Origin of the sequence: Anaerobiospirillum sp. NML120449 (genome assembly GCF_023051105.1) — a bacterium.
Lineage (GTDB): Bacteria > Pseudomonadota > Gammaproteobacteria > Enterobacterales > Succinivibrionaceae > Anaerobiospirillum.
This window is the reverse complement of sequence record NZ_JALKIL010000023.1, coordinates 26785-47258: the sequence shown is the minus strand read 5'-3', so window position 1 is coordinate 47258 and position 20474 is coordinate 26785. Positions and strand designations below refer to the sequence as shown.

Genomic DNA, 20474 nt, shown 5'->3' with positions numbered 1-20474 from the left:
TGGGGGCCCGGGTGCGTCCTGTACGGATTGGAACCTGATGGGGATTTGGGCGGCGCAGGCAGCACCAGTAATTGTGGCCGGCAGGCCGCTGGGCGGCGCCGGTATTGGGGGAATTGTGTGGGGGAGGTCGGCGCGCAGGCGCGCCGGAGATGAGTTTAGCGGACGATCTTCATGGCCACCAGGTATTCCATGGCCTTGAGTTCAGCCTGCTCGTGCAGGTAGATAAGACGCAGATCGTTGAGCTTGTACTTCTGAGCCACACCACGAATGTTCTGGAAGTGCAGAGTATCGATACTGTCGCCCAGAATGATGAGATCCTGCAGCACGCGCAGGAAGCTGCAGCGTGGCTTGATGAGATCCTGGGTGATCTTGAAGACCTTGTCCGGACGATGCACGATCATTGGATCGAGGCCGTGGAAGATTACGAACTCGAAAATGAGATCGCGGCAAGGAGCAAAGTAAGGATACAGCTTGCACACTGACTCAATGAAAATGGCACGGGTAATCAGACGCTTGAAGTAATCCAGCTGCTGATCGCCATTTAAATTGGTAGCGCGGTTGTACAGATCGTACTGAATCTGGGCAATTACCAGAGCTATGAGGTTACGGGCACCGTGACCGCCAAAGTGCTTGACTATGTCTTCCATGGAACGGAAAGAGGAGAACACGGTATTATCAATAGCCTTGGCCAGCACGTTAAAGGTCTGCCACATCTTGAAAGAAGTGCGCAGCAGCATATTGATCTGCTGGATATTAGGCTTAGGAGCGCACATAAAGCTCATCAGCAGACACAGCTGACGCTGCTCAAGGAAGAGTTCCTTGGTGTTGGAGTTATATGGCGGCTTGATAAGGCATGGAGGCAGAGGATTGTACTTGCCCTTGCCGGTAACCAGATGAGCACCCAGAGAGAAGGCAACCTTCATTTCCTTCTGGCTCTGGATATTGGAGAACAGCATCTTCAGACGTGGCTGAATCTGCTTTAAGCTCTGTACTGCAATAATGTCCTTGGCTATGTTAGGAGAGTGCATGTCGAGCACAACATAGTCAAAACGAGGAATCTGTTCGAGCCACTTTTCACGAATGATGGTTTCCAGATCGGTGGCGAAAGACATGCCAAAGGAACTCATCTCGCGCATCTGCTGTACCAGGGTCTGATTGACCGGCTGATTGGATGGCAGACGCACCAGCATGCGTGAATAGTTGATGTCGTGACGGAATTCGAGGAAAGTTGAGGAGAACTGAACGTTAATAGCTACGCCAGCCTTAGGGCCGACGTATTTGTCCAGCTGTGACTGCACGAGGTAACGGCGCAGGACTTCGGCTGTGTTATCAGGAGTAACTCGGGTTTTACGGTCCTGGGTAACAAAGCTGAGCTCATAATAGAAAGCCTGACTTTGAGAGTTCCAATATGGCACTGTACTCATCATCATGGTTTTGACTGGCTCAGGTTTTTTCTCCTGCTCTCCAGCTTGACTTGTATCAGACACCGTATATCTCTCCTAGAATTGGGAAGTGGATACTGCTAAACCATCGCACTGCAGATAGTCACTGAAGTGGAGTTGCCCGGCATGGTGGAAAAGCTTTGAGGAAAATACCGCAAAAACATTCACTGGCCCGGCGCAGCGTTGGTATGCACAGACATCCCAACTCCAACCGTGCACACAGTCCGTCCTCTCATAAGATCAGAGTGACCGTGCATTAACTGATGTTAAGGCAGGCAGCACTGCAAGCTTCAGGCACAGCAGGTCCTGAAATAGCTCCGGCCCGACCGGAGACATATGCCACACAGAGTGCTGTCAGGGCACTTAACGTTAAGACGAGGCAAAGCCTCTGGAAACTTGTCATTACCGCAGGCTGCAAGGTCAGTCCTGTCAGTAAATCTAACTAAACGGCAGATATTTCACTATAACGTGCTGTATTTCCTCTCCATGGAATAGAGCACTACGCCGACCGGGGCAAAGCAGTTGACTGGCTGAAAATCCTGTCAGTACGCCCGCACCTGGGAATAGTTCAGCCCAAAGTATAGCAATTAGGCCCGACAATTACAAAGCTGCCTTTGATGAAAAATGCAAATTTGTCGGGACAGTTCGCCCTTTTGACGCGCGCTGGAGCAAAATTTCTGTCGCATTGGATCAAGACTGTGCTCTCGATCTTCTGTTCAGTAATATACGTACTCCACATTTACCTATGGAGCGTTACTGCACAGATCTCGACACCACAAATGTCTATCATTTCTGCAAAGCAACATTCAGGCCATTACATGGGAGGCAAAGGCCTGAGCTCCATGCTTCGCGCTGCCCTGGCCCTGCTTTTTATCCATGAGCGCACTCTCGGCTTAAGAGGCACCTGGCAGAAAGCCATGCTCCTGCCTGCAGCCGCCTGCAGTCCCAAAGCGCCTCGCAACCCGGCACTCACACACTTGCGAGCCTCGCCCCTGATTGCCATATTTCTACCGCCCGATGCCTCTGCAGGCAAAGCCCCAGCGCAGCTTCCCCACAGCGCCTCCATCCGGGACGCCACTGCAGGCAAAGCCAATGCAGGCAAAGCCCCAGCGCAGCTTCCCCACAGCGCCTCCATCCCGGACGTCACTGCAGGCAAATCCAATGCAGGCAAAGCCCCTGCCCAGTGCCGGAAAGCGCTTCCGGTCCGGCTGCCAGGGACGCGCTGCCCAGGTCTTATTGCCAATGGACCAGCTGGCTCATGGCCCCGGAGGTGTTATGTCCTGTGGGCGCATGGTGCACAGGGCTGCCCCACAACGAATGATGCCCGCAGTGCAGCACTGCGGGCATCATTCTTATCCGGGTTCTCAGGATCAGCCTGAGAGACTTGCTGTCAGCAACAGTTGGCTACTTTGCCTCACTGTCCTTGCCATCAGCAGCTGGCTGAACAGCCGGAGCGTCGGCTGGCCGAGCAGCTGGTGCCTCGGAGGCAGCCGGGGCTTGAGCGGCAGCTGGAGCGGCTGCAGGTACAGCTGGTGGCAGGTTGTCGCCCTCGCCAATGATTTCGCGGGTGGCGTCAGCTGCGGTGGCCGCAGCGGCGGCAGCTTCTCTGGAACCGGCCAGAGAGGCAGCGGCGGCAGCAGCCTCAAGGCTCTTCTGACGCAGGATAGCTTCGGCCTTCTTCATGGCGTTACGGGCCAGGGACTCCTGAGTCTTAAGAGAGTAAATGTCACGGCTGCCCTTGATGGCCTCATCGGCAAGACGCTCGGCCTCTATGGCCTGTTCACGGGACAGTTCACCCCAGTGACGCATGGAAATCTCGTAGTTACGTTCGAGAATAACCTTTGGATGCTTGGCTGAAATAATGGTGCGGTTGGACTTGTCATAGGTGAAGTATGACCAGGCCCAGTCCATTACTGTAGACATCTTGTTCTTTACGCCCAGGATAGACATCAGGTGCACAATCATCCACAGAACCCAGGCGGTAAAACCGGTCATGTTCATGCCGAAGATATCGGCTACGGCCTTGTTACGGCCGATTGTTGCCATAGAGCCCAGATCCTTGTAGGTAAAGGCCTCCAGAGGCTCATTGCGTGACAAGTGGGTAAAGTTGCGGGCCAGATTCCTGCCCTGCTGAAGAGCAGCCTGAGCCATCTGAGGGTGTCCCTTCGGGCAGTCCTCTGTGGTCATGATGCAGCAGTCACCTACGGCATAGACACCGTCAAGTCCGGTAACCTGATTGAAGCTGTCAACGGTCAGACGGTTGCCCGGACCATAGAATTTGTCATCAATGCCCTGAATACGGCGTCCGGTAACACCACACACCCAGATAATGGTCTGAGACTTGAAAGAGCGGCCGTCGCGCAGAATAACCTCATGATCACGATAATCATGCACATAGGCCTTAAGCTGCACGTCAACACCCATCCTGGTCAGGTACTCCAGTGAGGTCTTGGAGGCCTTTTCTGACATGGCAGGCAGCAGACGGGCACCGCCCTGAACAAGGTGAATCTTGAACAGAGAGGTATCGAGATCCGGATAGTCACGTGGCAGCACGTGCTCACGCATTTCTGCCAGAGCACCGGCAATTTCCACACCGGTAGGACCGCCGCCTACTACCACAACGTTGAGCAGCTCAGCGCGCTCTTCTTCTGTGGAGCAGGTATTGGCACGCTCAAAGGTATTGAGCAGAGCATTACGCAGACCCATGGCCTCGTTGATGGTCTTCATAGGCATGGACTCTTCCTGCAGACGGCTGTTACCAAAGTAATTGGTAGTAGTGCCGGTAGCAAGGACAAGATAGTCGTAGTCGAGCTTGCCAATGGAGGTCTGAATTACCTTGTCCTCAGGATATACGGCACGCAGCTCACACATTCTGTAGAACACATTCTTGCTGCCGGCAAACATCTTGCGGAAAGGGAAGGCAATGGAGCTTACCTGCAGACCGGAAGTGGCAATCTGGTAAATGAGCGGCGGGAACTGATGGAAATTGTTCTTGTCGATAAGAACAATCTGATAATCAGTATTTTTGGCAAGAGCAGTACACAGCTTAAGACCGCCAAAACCGCCACCTACGATAACTACGCGTTTTTTGGGCGCATCAGGGATATTAAAGCTCATTAAACCAGACCTCACATTGTACCGGGCAGCCATGTTTGAGCATCGTCCGGCATTTTCTAACGTTCAGACCACATCCTGCCCCGGACCAGCACACAGGCGTGCGCTATCCGTAACTGCCGACAGGCAGTAATGACAGGACATGGAGGAATTAAAAGGACAGGCAGCCTGTACAAATCAGGCGCCGGAAAAGAATTTCTGGCCGGCTTGCGTTTCAGTAACATGAAGCTGAAACATGGGGGATAAACACCAGGCGGCGGCCACGCCTGCGGAAACCACAATAAGAGGATAAAGCGGACAGCCCCGGAGTAATTCAGACTCAGGCTCAGGCTCAGGCTCATTGCGGTCGCAGCTGCCGCATAAGGCCAGTTAACAGCACATCTGAAGACAGGGCATAATCTGCTATTTGCTAACCTGATTAATTAAATAGATTTCCTGGACATGATAAAAATGCCACTCTCTTTTGCGATCACAAGTGCTAACTTTAGCGCAAATCTGAAAAAATGATAGCTCAAAAGGCAAAACAAATCACATTTTTTTCTCATAAACTGTGCTAATCCATTAGCAAAATTAATGGATCTGTCAGTCAGTGAGCAGACCCCAGCACCAGGTACCATGACAAGGCCGCATGTCCATGGGCTTTGCCCCGTTGACCGGGCCCGGGCACCGGGGCAAAGCATGGGGCTGGTCCGGGAGCGACCTGGCCTGTGATGGACGGCCCCGCTGCCGCAAAATAAAGAGCCCCGCTGATGCGGGGCTTTGTTTTATGGTCATTGCAGAGCCTAAGGCCGGGCTGCGCCTTCAAGCGCTGCCTGTGCCTGAGCCGGAGCCGGCTGCACTTTCTGGTAGAGCTCAATACCGGTATTGGCAAGGTCCTCACCAAGGTCGCGCAGCAGCGCGCCCAGACCACGAATCTTGTAGCAGCTCTGACGGGCGCGGGCTATGTCCTCCTGATGGGCATAGTAGGACTTTACGGCCGGGGCATCACGGGGAACATTGTCCTCGGTTACCACATCAAGGCGTATCGGCGAGCCATGGACCTCGGAGAGCCTTTGCTCAATCTTCGGCAAAATGGCCTCACCCAGAGTAGAGAACTCGTCATTGCGCGAAATGACCATATGCCACAGGGACGGATCACTGCTGTCAATGCGTCGGGCCGAGCGTACCAGAGTTGAGTACTCAAGGCCATGCTGGGGATAGGCTTTGACAATAAGGGCATACCACTCATCATCACGGCCAATGACATCAAGATAGTCATCATCCACACTGCGACGCCAGCCTGGCAGCTCACCTGATCCGGCCATGCCCACAGCGGTACTGATTACGGTATCGGTACCCTCTACAGGAACAGCCTGAACAAACTCAGGATCCTGATTTAAGGCCATATCAGCAGCAAGGTTGCTGCCCTGACTCATATAGCCGTCATAGCCCTCGCCATCATCAAAGCTGCCATAGTCCATCATGACATCAGGTGGCGGGGCATAGCCTTCATCTTCATACCTGTCTTCAAAATGACTGACGAAATCAGCTGGCGGCTCCATGACCCTGCCACCAGGACCACGGCCTGGGCCACCCTGTTGTCCACCCTGTGGTCCACCCTGAGGCCTGCCTGCAGGAGGCATGGCAGCCGGATGCCCCGCAGGAGGCATGCCCACAGGTGGCTGACCTGACGGGCGGCCCACAGGTGGCATACCGGCTGGCATGGCCATGGCCCGAGCCTGGGCCGGTGGCTGGCCCATGGCCGGTGCCTGGCCCATGGCCTGGGCCGGACGAGCCGCAGGCGCTCCCTGTGGCGGCATGCCTGCAGGCGCTCCCTGTGGCGGCATGCCTGCAGGGGCAGCCTGTGGCATCTGGCCGGCACCTGGCTGCGCGGCTGCCGGGACAGGCGCAGCAGGCTGTTCGGCCGCGCAGCGGCGCTGATAAATCTCATTGAGGGCGGCGCTGGTGCCGGACATCAGGCGCAGCAGACTGAGCGGCATGAGCTCAGGGTCAGAGGTGGCCTCAATGCTTCTGCCGGTGCTGGCAATGCGGGCAGCAAAATCCTTAAAGGCCTGAGCAGAAAGCTCCTTGCGGGCTTTGGCTTCCTGGATTTTAGCCATCATTACAGCCATCAGGGCTGTGGTGCCCTCATCAGGCAGAGTCTTGCCCCAGGCATTTACCAGTGTGCCCTTGAAAATGCAGCTCTCTGCTGACTCTTCGCTCTTTTCGCCTCCTGCCATGAGGAAGTTGTTATCACTCATGCGGGTAAGCTTTTCAAGCTTTGGCCTGTGCACCTTGATCTCAGTGTCATCAATGGCAATTACCTGGCTGCGGCCTATCAGCTCCCATGGAGATGGACCGGTATTGGCGCCGGTAAGTTCTATGTTTTTGGCGATTTTGGCCTCAAGGAAGCCAAGGGTATCAAGAGCTGCCTTGCCCATGGACTGAGCCAGAGCCTGCTGCTCTTCTTTGTTGTGAGTATGACTGGCCCTGGCAGCAAGGCTGCTGAGCAGAGCAGCGGACTGCTGAGCTCTGGCATCCTCAGCTGAAACATCAGCCTTGCCATCGGCGCGCAGTACGCCACTTTCAGGATTAACAATGCTCTTATCCTGAGCCTGAGCTGCGATGTCCATGGAGGCGCCTGACTGCTGCGCCACTGCGGTATCAAAGCCGCTGCTGCCGCCCTCGGCATGATCATGGCCACCAGCCCCGTCTGTCAGATCACCAGCGGCATCAGCCATGGCGTCCGCTGCCGGAGTGATATCCGCTGCGGCTGCAGCGGCATCTTGAGCACCAGGTGCTGGAGCGGATGCGCTCACTACTGGCGCAGGCATCAGGTCGTCGCCATAGTCAGCAGCCTCGGCTGCTGCGGCCGCAAGGCTCAGAGAAACAGGCTTAACCTCGGCCATAACCTCAGCTGACAGCGCACTGCCACCGGACAGATCAGCTGACGGACGGGTGCTCTTGCCCTCTTGTGCCGCTGCCGCTATGGCAGCGCTCTTTTGCCATGCGTTCTGATCCTTAAGCAGAGTACGGCTGTCCGAATCACCCATGTGCCATGGTGGCAAGTCGCTGTCAGGTACGGTGGCAGCTGCCCCCTGCACGCCTGCTGATGCAGCTGCTGCAGCGGCGACATCAGTCACAGCCTGTAAGACAGCCTGCTTATCTGATTTTGCCGCTGCACTCAGGGCGCCGCCGTCGTCAGCGTCGGAGGCTGTCCAATGGAGCGCAGCGCCCTCAGCATTTGGAGCAATTTCCGGTGCTGATGATGCCGGAGTAATCTCACCTAATTGAGCTGCTGGTGGCTCACTGATGCTCAGGTCAGAAAAGCTGGTACCCATAATGTCATCGACAGAGGAGTCCAGCTCATCAAAGCCCTCATCGTCAGCAAGATTCGAAGCTATGCCCTTAAGGGCCTTGCGGGCATTATCGGTACGGGCAACAGTGCGCTTTGCCTTAACCTCAGGAGCTGCAGCTGCAGCAGCCTGGTTGTCCTCAGCCCCTGAGGACAGAGATACAGGGGTAAAGCCGGCCGCGATCTCCAGGGTAGCCCCGGAAGCGGAACCACTGTCAGCTGCTGCAGTGACCACCTCATCACCATGAGGCTGCTCCTCAGCCTCAGAGCGGGCAGCTTCCTTGGACGATCCGGAATCTTCGCCCCCTGCAGCTGCAGGTGCAACACTGTATGCAACTGTGCTGGCAGCATCTGCAGAAGCATCAGCAGCGGCGCCATCACCCTCTGCCAGAGCGGCATCAGCGCCGGCATCTGCCTGAGTGGCTTCACTGCCGACCTCAGCCTGAGCTTCAGCTGCAGCTTCAGCTGCAGATGCAGACTCACTGCTGTGCACCTGGGCATCAGCAATTGACTGCCCGGCAGCCTGAGCATCCTGAACAGCCTCAGCTGGCTGTGCCTGACCGGCTGCGGCGGCCTGGTCCTGATCCTCAGTGGCGTCAGTGACCGGGGCCGGGACGGCAGCAGCGGCGATGTCGGCGTCTGTTGCCTGGGCCGGAGCTGGGGCCGGGGCCGGACCGGATGGGAGCTCTTCTATGGAACCAAGGTTGCTGGCGTCATTGTTTTCAAGAGATACGGATCCGGCAAACTGAGCGCCCAGATGGTGCTCACTGCCTACCTGATAACCATGGTGGTCTACCTGATCAAATACAAAATCGTCAGCGTCATCGGCGCTGCTGTCAGCGGCCGCTGTGGCAGCGGCGGTGCCGGCTGCGGCCGGGCTTATGGACAGGTCACTGCCTGAGGCGCCCTGTGCTGCCGGGGTACTCTGAGGCAGGCCCGTGCCTGGTGGCAGGCCGTTGGCCCTGTTTTCATTAATGGTGTTAAAGCCGCTGATGACATTGCTGAGGTTGAGCAGCTCGGCATTGGTGTCCTTGACGCGGCTGTTTTTAATGGCTGTCTGGTTGCTGCGCTCATGGGAGCTGTCCAGCACAACAAAGTAATCGAGCACGCGGGCGGCCATCTCGGTATAGTGGCGGCGCTCCTCCATTTCCTGCTGGACCCTGGCCGGATCCTCAGCATGAGCATTGAGCTCAAGATAACGGGTATTAAATCCTACTCCGCCCTTGTGTATAGTCTCCAGATCACGGGCCTGATCGCTGTAATCAAAGCGTGAAGTGGTATCGATTTTCTTGCGGCCGTCAAAGCTGCCGGCCATGGCCTTACCGCCAGGCTGGCCGGTGCCGCCCTTACCATCATGGTCATCATAGTCATCAGCGCCATGATCAAGAGAGGCAAGAGCCTCGCTGTCATCGGCTGCGTCGCCGGCGGCGGCGCCGGCGGAAGCAGCGGCAGCTGCCTGCTCCATGGCAAGGCGGGTATTGGAGGCTATCAGGGCGGCACGCTGAGCCGGAGTTGGCAGGGTATGACCTTCACCCAGGCTGCCCTCGGCCCCCTGGCCCTCGTGGTAATAGCCGATATTACTGCCTATGTCCTTGCGCGGCTGGCTGGAGTTTTTATCGGGGTCTATTCCAAGGCTGTGCTGCAGCTGCTCAAGATTGCGCTTCTGATTGCTGTTATTACGCTGCCCCTGACTTAAGGAAGCACGGGCTGAGGCCACGACGGCCTGACTGGCACTGAGAGTCTGGGCCAGACGGATGATTTCCTCGCGCTGCTGAGCATTAAAGCCCAGCTGAGCGCTCAGGCTGTCAATGCAGCGCTCGCACTCCTGAGGACCTTTGGTAATAGCCTGCAGCAACATGCGGGTATCGCCCTGACCAAGAGGGCGAATGGACGGGGCCGGGGCAGCAGCGCCGGCTGCGCCAGCAGCGGCGCCAGCGGCTGCAGCGGCAGCCGGGCTGGCGGGGCCCTGGGCATTGATGGCAGCGGCCTCCTGATGAAGGGCGGCAATAGCGGCAGCTGAGGCATTTCTGGCAGAGCCGGGCATCAGACCGCCCAGTTCGCTTGCCAGCATGGAAGTGGGATCGAAAGGCGCAGCTGAGCTGCCGGTCAGGCCTTGAGCCCCCAGAGCTGCTGAAGAGATAAGGGATGAGACAGAAGGGGTGGCTACTGTGTTTAATTCACCGCGCCAGAGTTTTTTTTTTCAGGGGTAAAGGCCAGCAGACGCAGCAGTGTCATCTCAAAAGCACTGCGACCATCGGTGGCATACTGATACTCCTGAACGCCCTCAAGCACAATCTGATAGTAAAGCTGAATCTGCTGAGGGGTAAATACAGGGGCATACTGCTCAAGCAGCTGACGGTTGATGGAAAATACTTCCAGATCGGTGCGGCCAATGAGCTGATAGAGGGCCAGGTCATGAAAGGCAATGACCAGCTCATCAAGCAGTGAGCGGTAATTTGGAGCCTTCTGGCGCAGCTCTTCGAGCAAAGTGGCAAAGGTCATGTTCACGGCTGCAGCAGCATTGTCAGCCGGGGCAGCCTCGCCGCCTGCGGCAGCGTCTGCGGCAGTACTGGCTGCAGCGGCCTGAGACGGAGCGCACAGCATCTGCAGTATGGCACCGGTAAAGGAATCACCGGCTGTGCCCAGCATGGAGTAGACAGTGGCGGTCTCAAGTTTGCCATTGCCCAGGGCAACAGCCTGGTCGCAAAGAGACAGGGCGTCACGCATGGAGCCACGGGCGGCTCGGGCAATGGCCAGCACGGCCTCGGCCTCAAAAGGAATGTTTTCCTTGCCGCAGACAGATCTGATCTGACCCTGAATCTGATCCATGTTCAGAGCACGCAGCTGGAACTGCAGACAGCGTGAGAGCACGGTGGTAGGAATCTTGTGCGGATCAGTGGTAGCCAGAATGAATTTGACGTAGGCAGGCGGCTCCTCAAGGGTCTTGAGCAGAGCATTGAAGCTGCTGGTAGTGAGCATGTGCACTTCGTCAATGATGTAAATCTTGTAGCGGGCGTGAATAGGCGGGTACTGGGTATTCTCCAGCAGCTGACGGGTATCGTCCACCTTGGTCTGGGAGGCGGCGTCGATTTCGATAACATCAGGGAAAACGCCGGCGGTAATACCCTCACAGGCCTCACACTTGCCGCATGGGTGAGAGCTTACGCCCTCCTGACACTGCAGAGCTTTGGCAAAGATTCGGGCAATGGTGGTCTTGCCGATACCACGGGTACCAGTAAACACATAGGCATGGTGGGTCTTGCCACTGTCAATAGAGTGAGCCAGGGCCTTTAAGACGTGCTCCTGTCCTACCACATCCTCAAAATTCTGAGGGCGGTATTTACGGGCCAGGGCCAGGTACTCAACTTCTGATTGCATTGCCATAGAAATCCTTGGTGATAAAAGTCAGAAAAACCCAAGCCCCAAACAGCAGATTAAGACTGTTTCGGGCTTGGGGTCTCATTATGTCAGGCCCTGCCCGGCGCATATTCTGCGCCATGGGCAGGGCTTAATTGCACCGGTACAGGCGATTCTTGCCACCCGGCCGCCGCCCTGGTTTATGCCAGGGCATCGGGGCCATCCGGGGTGGCCACGGTAGCCATGGCGGCCTGGGCGGCCGAAGCCTGGTGGCGCTGACGGGGACTAGTGGCCTGGGAAATCAAGCAGGCCAAAGCTGTCTACGCCGCATTCGGCCTTGATTTTATCACAGCCCCCCAGATCGACCAAGTCGATAACAAAAGCGGCTCCTACTACCTCAGCGCCGGCTCGCTGGGCCAGTTTGATGGTGGCAATAATGGTACCGCCGGTGGCCAGCAGATCGTCTACGCACAGCACGCGCTCGCCTTCCTTGACTGAATCAACATGCATGTGCAGCTCATTGGTGCCGTACTCAAGCTGATACTCTTCTTTCATGGTCTCACGTGGCAGCTTGCCTGGCTTGCGTACCATGACAAAGCCGGCACCCAGACGGGCAGCCAGAGGAGCGCCAAAGACAAAGCCACGGGCCTCTGAGGACAGCACCTTGTCAATTTTGACATCCTTAAAGGCCTCATAGAGCATGTCAATGGTCAGACCAAAGGCGCGGGCATCTTCACACAGGGTGGTAATGTCACGAAAGAGGATGCCTGGAACAGGGTAATCCTGGATGCTGGTAATGGTCGACTTCATGTACTCAATCTTATTGTCAAAATCGCTGATACGACCACGCAGAATATTATGCATCTTTAACTCAAACCTCGTAATGTGACAGACGCCGTTGTTAAAACCACTCAGGCCTGCAGGGCACAGCAACATGACAGTCACCGCAGCCCCTGCCAGGGCAACCTCTCAGGCCGTCAGGGCGACCTCTGAGACTGCCCTGACAGCAGCCCCATCACAGGCACAGCTGCTGTGTTGCCGGCAAATAAACCTGATAAAACCGGGAAAGTGCTCTTTTCAGAGCGCAAAACACGATTATACCCCTACCATGGTCCTTTTAGAACAGTAAGCATGGCCCTCAGTCTCATATTGACGGGCCACATAGATACTTTTCCCGGGGCTGCAACCATGGCACTGCCCGGCACTGCCCCGACTGATTTGCCGGTCCATGGCGCCAGCGCCCGCACCTGCTCAAGGAGCTGTCCCTGCGCCTGCAACTTCGGCAGTCCATACGCCAGCGCCCGCACCTGCTCATGAAGCTGCCCCTGCGCCTGCAACTTCGGCAGTCCATACGACAGCGCCCGCACCTGCTCATAGAGCTGCCTCTGCGTCTGACACTGTGCAGGTACGGGCAGCTGACCTTGAGTCTGAGCTTGCACGTTCCCCGAGTGCACGGACAGGGTAAGGCCTGCGGCAGGCTCTGGGGCACGCTGGTGCGTTGAGTACCTGCCGGCTGCTGTATGACATCCCAAGGGACTTAAGGCAGAGAGCTGCATGACCGTATGCAGGCTGATAGCGGCTGCGCGCATGAGGCTGGTACCAATAAAGTCTTGTTATGGGACGCAATATTTGTCACAATCAGCCTGAGCGCCGTGACCGGTAACGTAACCGGCGGCAGACTCACTTAGCAGAGCCTTGGTTAATGGCCGGGAACAGCTCAGGAGGCCGGAAAAGCATTTCCGGATGGCCTGGGCTTTTTTCAGCTCTGAAACAGGGAAAGCCGGCTCTGGCTTGTATTTATTGATACTGCAGTTACACACTGCTGCTACCTGAGCTCAGATCTTTTTTGCACCTCGCATTCTTATCACCTCCCCTTGAGCCCGCGCTCAGAGACCATGAGAATCTTGTGAATCTGGTCCTGGGCCACACGGGGCTGCCTGCTCAGCCTGTCCTGCATGTGCTGCCTGTTCAGCCTGGCGGGCCGGCGGGTGCATGACAAGGGCCGGGGCCTTATGGCCTGTGGCTCCTGGGCTCAAGTCCTGTGGCCACGCAGGCCGCAGCCTGGTGGGCCGGGAATGGTTGAGGTGAGCCGCCAGGGGCAGCGGTGCTGAGACTGTGGATTGATTACAGGATTTTTGGCATGAGCGTATTTAATGTGGACTGGTGGGGCAATGGCTACTTTGAGGTTAATGAAAAGGGCCATGTCGAGGTCTGTCCTGATCCTGATGTCCCTGAGGCACGTGTAGACCTTGCTGAACTGGTAGCCTCACGTGAAAAGAGCGGCCAGCGTCTGCCGGCCCTGTTCTGCTTTCCGCAGATTCTCCCGCACCGCGTGCGTTCCATTAACCGCGCCTTCCGTCAGGCCCGTGACAATTATGGCTACAAGGGCGATTACTTTCTGGTTTTCCCTATCAAGGTCAATCAGCACCGCCGTGTAATTGAAAGCCTTACCCAGTCAGGTGAGCCCCTTGGCCTTGAGGCCGGATCCAAGGCTGAGCTCATGGTGGTACTGGCCCATGCCGGCCGCACCCGCAGCGTAATTGTCTGTAATGGCTACAAGGATCGTGAGTATATACGTATGGCTCTCAATGGCGAAAAGATGGGCCATAAGGTTTATATCGTTATCGAAAAACTCTCCGAGCTGCGCCTTGCCCTTGAGGAAGCCGAGCGTCTTGGTGTTACCCCGCGTCTTGGTGTCCGTGCCCGTCTGGCCTCTCAGGGTTCAGGCAAGTGGCAGGCATCAGGTGGTGAAAAGTCCAAGTTCGGACTGAGCGCCACTCAGGTACTCGACCTGGTAAAAGAGCTCAAGGATGCTGACAAACTCAACTCCCTGCAGCTTATCCACTTCCACCTTGGCTCCCAGATGTCCAATATCCGTGATATTGCCAATGGTGTACGTGAGTCAGCCCGTTTTTATGTGGAGCTGGTCAAGCTCGGCGCCCCTATTGACTGCTTTGACGTGGGCGGCGGCCTTGGTGTGGACTATGAAGGCACCCGCTCCCAGTCTGACGCCTCGGTCAACTATGGCCTTTGTGAGTACGCCAACAACATTATCTGGGCCATTGGTGATGCCTGTAAGGAACACAACATTCCTCAGCCTACAGTAATCACCGAGTCAGGCCGTGCCCTTACAGCCTATCACACCGTGCTGGTATCCAATGTCATTGGTGTGGAGCGTATCTGCCAGCTGCCAGATGTGGTGGAGCCTGCTGCCGATGCCCCAAGACCACTGCGTTCCATGTGGAATACCTGGAATCTCATGCACGAGAGCAAGCAGCACCGCTCCCTGCGTGAGTGGCTGCATGACAGTCAGCTTGATCTCAATGACGTGCACCATGGCTTTGTGGTGGGTGACTACTCCCTTGAGGATCGTTCCTATGCTGAGCAGATGTACCTTTCTATCTGCTCTGAGCTCAGGAAAATGCTCGATCCGCTTAACAAATCGCACCGCATTCTCATTGATGAGCTTGAAGAGCGCATGGCTGACAAGCTTTATGTCAACTTCTCGCTTTTCCAGTCCCTGCCTGATGCCTGGGGTATTGATCAGCTCTTCCCTGTCATGCCGCTTGAATTTCTCAATCAGCCTATGACCCGCCGTGCCGTACTGCTTGATATCACCTGTGACTCAGACGGTGCCATCAAGCACTATATGGACGGAGATGATGTGGCCAACACCATGCCATTTCCTGAGTATGACTCGGACAATCCGCCATATATAGGCTTTTTCATGGTAGGAGCCTATCAGGAGATTCTGGGCAATATGCACAATCTCTTTGGCGATACCGAGGCTGTTGATGTTTACGTCAATGAAGATGGCAGAGTGCGCCTGCGCCTCAGTGACGAGGGCGATACCGTAGCTGACATGCTGCAGTATGTTCAGCTCGATCCGTCAAAGCTGCTCAACGAATTTACCCGCGAAGTACGCGACAGTGGTCTTGATGAGAAACTGCAGCGTCAGTTCATCAATGACTTTAAGACCGGCCTGTATGGCTATACCTACCTTGAGGAGGATCAGATTTCATGAGTCAGTGCCAGCAGACTTTCCAGACCCTTGGCAATAAGGAAGACACCTCTCTGGTAGCCAACAGCTTTGGCTACCTGCGCAGCCCTCTGGTCTTTAATCCTTATGAGGCCACTGCTGACGTGGCCATTACCGGCGTACCTTTTGATATTGCCACTTCAGGCCGCTCAGGATCACGCTTTGGACCTCAGGCAATACGTGCCATTTCCACCCAGCTTGACTGGGAACACTGCCGCTATCCATGGGATTTCTGTCTCAAGGACCGTCTGAACATCATCGACTGTGGTGATCTTGTCTATTCCTTTGGTGATGCCCGCTCCATGGCCAGCGCTCTTGAGACCCACACCTTAAAGCTTCTGCAAAGCGGCAAGACCTGCCTTACTTTCGGCGGTGACCACTTTGTGACCCTGCCACTGCTGCGTGCCCATCACAGACATTTCTGCAAGGACGGCGGCAAGCTCTCCCTGCTGCACTTTGATGCCCACTCTGACACCTACTCCAACGGTTCAGATGCCGACCACGGCACCATGTTCTACCACGCACCAATGGAAGGTCTTATCGACCCTGAGCATTCAGTACAGGTAGGCATACGTACCGAGTATGACAAGTCCCTGGGCTTTAACGTACTGCACGGCGCCCTCGCCAACGACATGAGCGTTGAGGATATTGTGGCCTCCATCGAAAAGACTGTAGGCTCCAACCCTGTCTATCTGACCTTTGACATTGACTGCCTTGACCCGGCCTTTGCCCCTGGCACCGGCACTCCAGTGTGTGGTGGTCTGTCCACCGACAGGATTCTCAAGATCATCCGTGGTCTTAAGAACATCAACATTGTAGGCTACGATGTCATGGAGGTCGCCCCTGTCTACGACCACGGCGAAATCACCTCCCTGGCCGCCGCCACCCTGGCCCTGGACATGCTGTATCTGCACGCCTCAAAGCGCGCCTGATAAGCCCGCAGCCCGTCACGGCAAGGGCGCGTCCCCGGCTCCGGGGCACTGCTCAGGGCCATGGCCCTGAGGCAAGGCCCATGGCCATGGCGGGCCTCCCGTCCGGCAGCAGCCATTGACTATGGCATGGCTGCGCCGGGCGCCTCCCTTTTTGTGTCTGTCTTTGTTTTCACCTGTTGATCAAGAGCCCGTAAAGTGACTGACAAAACCATTCCCTGCCTGCACCCGCGTGCTGTAATCTTTGACCTCGATGGCACTCTGCTGGACACAGCTCCGGACATTATTGGCGCCTGTAATGCCACTCTGGAACACTTTGGCTATAAGAGCCTTGATGAAGAGCTGGCCCGCACCAGAGTAACTGCAGGCATGCGTGAAATGCTCAAGCTGGGCATACCTGAGGATGAGCACGCCAGTGCTGACATTTCAGGAGCCATGCGCTCTTACTTTGCCCAGTACTACATGGACCATATCAACGATCGCACCACAGCTTTTGAGGGCATGACCGCCCTGCTCGATGACATGAAGAAGGCAAATATCAAAATAGCCGTGGTTACCAACAAATACATTGAAATGGCCGAGAAGCTGCTCAAAAACTACAGCTTTTACAGTGATTTGAGCGTGGTTCTGGGCTGCGACAGCGTAGCGAACAGCAAGCCTCACCCTGAGCCGGTCTTAAAGGCCCTCAACATGATGAATATCGGCCCTTACGATGCTGTCTATATTGGCGATCACCTCAATGACATCATAGCGGCCAACCGGGCCCGTACCCGCTCAGCTGCAGCCCTGTGGGGTTATGGAGCCCGCGAGTGCGGCCATCCTGAAAACTGGTTTGCCCACTTCATGCTCAGGGACACAGCTGACCTGCGCGCCCTGTGCCTCAAGGACTGACGCCGTCAGCAACCGTCACCTGGGCCATGAGCATTGCCCGGGCCTGACGTGCCATGACGAGACCTACATGGCCGGACGTGCCATGGCCGGACGTGCCATGCCCGCCGGCATGGCTCCAGATACGGCGGCAAAGCACATAAGTACGCTCGAATCTGGCTGACAGTTTCAGTCGCGCGTGCTTTTTGGGGCATGGCCCTTAAATTATGGCCAATTTATTTATGCTGTGACATAATGTGACAGACTGCACAGCATCTGCATCTGATAACCGGGAGAAAGTTGGGATAGTTTTTCTTCTCAGATGCAGGCAAAAAAGCCATGATCAGCCCTGGTCTGCCCGGAGCTGAGTCTTGCTGCAGCCATATAGTTGTTGGCAGCTCCCTGTTTTTCAGGCTGCAGGTCCATTCAGAGTATTTATATGCGCTTTTCATCACTGACAGCATGTGTGCCTGGTTTATCCGTCTCCAAATGTCTTGCCACAGTTGCAGCCACTGCTGTCACCGCTTCACTTCTTTCCCCTGCCCAGGCAGCCCGTGTCTATGATCAGGAAAATGTCTCCCTTGATCTCTTTGGTCACGTCCGCACCATGGTCGTAAACGATGGTGCATGGTACGACCTTACCGGCAACAGCTTCAATGAAACCACCTCATACAGCTCCGCCCGCCTGGGTCTTGGTGCCCGCAGCAGCATTGCCACCGGTCTTGATGCCATTATGATGGCCCAGTGGGAAACCGGTGTTGATGCCAATGGCAATGAAGGCGCCCTTAACGATACTGAATATCTGTTTGCCGGTCTTGATGCCTGGCAGTACGGTACTTTAATGGCCGGTCGCGGCGATGGTGCCTACTATAATGTGGTCGGTGCTACAGACATTTTCACTGTACTGGACACAAGCGCTTCAGACTACTATATGCTCGGTAATCAGCGTCCTGCCCAGATCATGTATTCTCTGCGTGGCCTGAGCTGGGATCTCAAGTTCTCCTGGCTCTTTGCCAGCGAGCCTCTTGGTCATACTCCCATGACCATTGACCATGGTCTGGCCGCCTCCATCTCCACCAAATTTGGTGACAAGGTAACCCTTTCCTACGGTATTGACTACTACAAGTTCAAATACACTCAGGCTGTAACCCCGGCCTCTCATGATTTCTTTGCCACCATGATGCAGGCTGACGGCTATGATGCTGCCACAGCTGCCGAACGTGCCGCTCATACTTCCCCTGGAGGCAAAAAGGAATACGGTGCCTCTCTGTCATACGGCAGCCTTGGTCAGGGACTTTATGCTGCAGCCGTCTTAAGTGCCACTGCTTACGACTATCTGCATCACCACATTTATACCGTGGATACGGCAGTTAATTACAGCTTTGAAAACGGTGTCTGGCTGAGCCTTGGTTATGGACACAAGCAATATGAGTCTGTAAAAGTACTGTCAGCTCTGACCCTAGGCATGGGCTGGAATATCACCCCGGCCGTAAAGGTCTTTGCTGAAGCTCAGTTTGACCTTGACAGTGAAACTGCCCAGTTCTACGGAGCAGACCTTGCCCGCACCCTTAACTGGAATGAGGACAAGGTGGCAGCGGGCCTGCAGTATTCATTCTGACGGATGTTGCCCGATTTGCTGTCAGTATCCCTGTATGAGGACGTACTGTCTGTCCATGGGCCAGATGCCGTCCATGGACCAGATACCGTACATGGAGCAAATGCCGTCCATGGACCAAGTGCCGTCCAAGGACAGAGCCATCCATGCCATGGTATGCCTGGCTGATATCACTGTCCTCAGACATCCTCAGATAAGGCAGTGAGACCTTCCTGGACCAGATACCGTCCATGAAATGGTGTGCACACCCGGATGTCAGGTCGCGGCACAAAAGCTTTTAATACACACACGGCGCCAGAAACCACCGTATTTTAGCCATCTTAATCAGGCACTATCCTATTTGCCTTAGAACTGTGGTATCATTTCCGCGCTAAACATTAACTTTTTAGAGAACTTCAACATGTCCAAACTGGGTGCTTTACTTAAAGTCAGCGCATTAGCTGGTGCCTTAGCTTTAGCTTCAGGCGCTTATGCTGCATCATTTAAGGTTCCTGTGAATTATTCTGTAGAGCTGGTAGATGGCCAGAAGTCTGACTTCGGTTACAACCGCTTCAGCCGTACCATTACTCTCAGCCCAGGTCGTCACCAGATTGTGATGTTGTTTGAAGGCACTTTTGGCAACGCCCGTGACTCCCGTCTTTACCAGGCTGCCAATCCAATCGTTGTAGATATTGCCAACATTCCTGACAACGCCGAATACACCTTTACCTACAATATGCCACGCGACAATCGCGAGGCTGAGGCTTACACCCGCTCCCAGAAGATCAACCTGATCAATGCCAGTACCAAAGCTGCCCTGTCCCCAGAGGAGGCCAGCTACTACATCCTGACTTCTGATTCCGGTTTTGCCATCTTACGTGACTACCGTGAGGATCTGGCCTCCGTAGGCCGTCTGTACGCTCCGGCCAGGGTCTTTGCTGAAATGGCCAACGATGACCGCACCGGTGTAACCGCTGAAAACGTTCCTACCGTCAAGGCCCGCGAGGGTGGATCAGCCGCTGCCATTGCTGCAGGTGCTGCCGCTGCCGCTCCTACAGTTCAGGCCACCTCAAAGAAGGCCAACACAGCTACAGTAATGAACGCTGAATTTGACCAGCTGGTTCAGCTCTACGAGGCAGCTGACGACGCCACCAAGCTCAAGTTCGTAAAGTACATCATGTCCCACTGATAAGCACCCTGCGGACATGATTACAGCGCTGACGCGCACAGGCCCTCCCCCGGAGGGCCTTATCATTTGCGCCCCTCCGCAATCCCCCACGCACCAGCTCCCCATCGGATGCCCCTGTCATCCCGGCTATCCCGCTCATCCCGGCTATCCCGCTCATCCCGCTCATCCCGGACATCGGCTGTCATGGCCAAAAGCGCAAGCCATTCCAGCATCATCGACCGTCAGGCCGTCAATCATCCCTGCCATCAGGACAGCCATAACAGCCGCCCCGGATCTCAGTCAACGATTCTGGCTCCCCTCAATCGTCAGGAACGCAGGCTTATCAGTACCACCACGCCTCGCCCTGTTGCCACCGCTGCATCCTGCTGAACCGGCAGCCCTGTTGACCGCATCTGTACCCATCATTTTGGGCCCTGTACAGCAATTGCTTCCCAAAATTTACTACCAGAGAATTATTCCTGAATTGCCCCATATTGCACACGTTTGCAGCAAAATCATCCACATGAGCTCTGAGAGGGCATTTAATCACAGGATTATTTGAGCAAATAATTCACTTCCAGGTACTTTACCAGGCGCTCGCAGACCCCCAGGCCAATGGCAACGTTTGCC

Annotated in this window: 10 protein-coding genes; 5 read left to right on the top strand and 5 right to left on the bottom strand. The window is 55.6% G+C overall.

Annotated features, from left to right (window positions below; translation table 11 throughout):
* Positions 1-155 precede the first annotated feature (155 nt).
* The 5 genes from MXE41_RS07800 to apt form a co-directional block, all read right to left on the bottom strand.
* On the bottom strand, positions 156-1487 hold the full coding sequence (locus MXE41_RS07800; RefSeq protein ID WP_246977110.1) for a hypothetical protein: 1332 nt from the start codon (positions 1485-1487) through the stop codon (positions 156-158).
* A 1359-nt stretch (positions 1488-2846) separates the two neighbouring features.
* Positions 2847-4559, bottom strand: a complete 1713-nt coding sequence (locus tag MXE41_RS07795; RefSeq protein WP_247100094.1) for an NAD(P)/FAD-dependent oxidoreductase — start codon at positions 4557-4559, stop codon at positions 2847-2849.
* 779 nt (positions 4560-5338) lie between these two features.
* Entirely contained in the window at positions 5339-9961 is a 4623-nt protein-coding gene (locus MXE41_RS07790) for a hypothetical protein (RefSeq protein ID WP_247100103.1), read from the bottom strand.
* Positions 9962-10062: 101 nt separating this feature from the next.
* Entirely contained in the window at positions 10063-11274 is a 1212-nt protein-coding gene (dnaX, locus tag MXE41_RS07785; protein ID WP_247100093.1) for a DNA polymerase III subunit gamma/tau, read from the bottom strand.
* A 258-nt stretch (positions 11275-11532) separates the two neighbouring features.
* The gene (gene apt, locus MXE41_RS07780; protein ID WP_247100092.1) at positions 11533-12111 is read right to left on the bottom strand and encodes an adenine phosphoribosyltransferase; all 579 of its coding nucleotides are present in this window, start codon (positions 12109-12111) and stop codon (positions 11533-11535) included.
* 1276 nt (positions 12112-13387) lie between these two features.
* Here apt and speA point away from each other — a divergent pair.
* From speA to MXE41_RS07750, 5 genes are all read left to right on the top strand, one after another.
* Complete coding sequence (gene speA / locus MXE41_RS07770; RefSeq protein WP_247100091.1) at positions 13388-15271, top strand: biosynthetic arginine decarboxylase; 1884 nt, start codon at positions 13388-13390, stop codon at positions 15269-15271.
* Positions 15268-16218, top strand: a complete 951-nt coding sequence (gene speB, locus MXE41_RS07765; RefSeq protein WP_247100090.1) for an agmatinase — start codon at positions 15268-15270, stop codon at positions 16216-16218. The genes speA and speB overlap by 4 nt, the downstream gene beginning before the upstream one ends.
* A 195-nt stretch (positions 16219-16413) precedes the next feature.
* Positions 16414-17106 carry an HAD family hydrolase gene (locus MXE41_RS07760; protein WP_246977116.1) on the top strand — a complete coding sequence of 231 codons (693 nt, stop codon included), beginning with the start codon at positions 16414-16416 and terminating at the stop codon, positions 17104-17106.
* Positions 17107-17548: 442 nt separating this feature from the next.
* Positions 17549-18700, top strand: a complete 1152-nt coding sequence (locus MXE41_RS07755; protein ID WP_247100089.1) for a porin — start codon at positions 17549-17551, stop codon at positions 18698-18700.
* A 397-nt stretch (positions 18701-19097) separates the two neighbouring features.
* Positions 19098-19865, top strand: a complete 768-nt coding sequence (locus tag MXE41_RS07750) for a DUF2057 family protein (RefSeq protein ID WP_247100088.1) — start codon at positions 19098-19100, stop codon at positions 19863-19865.
* The last annotated feature ends 609 nt before the right edge of the window (positions 19866-20474 follow it).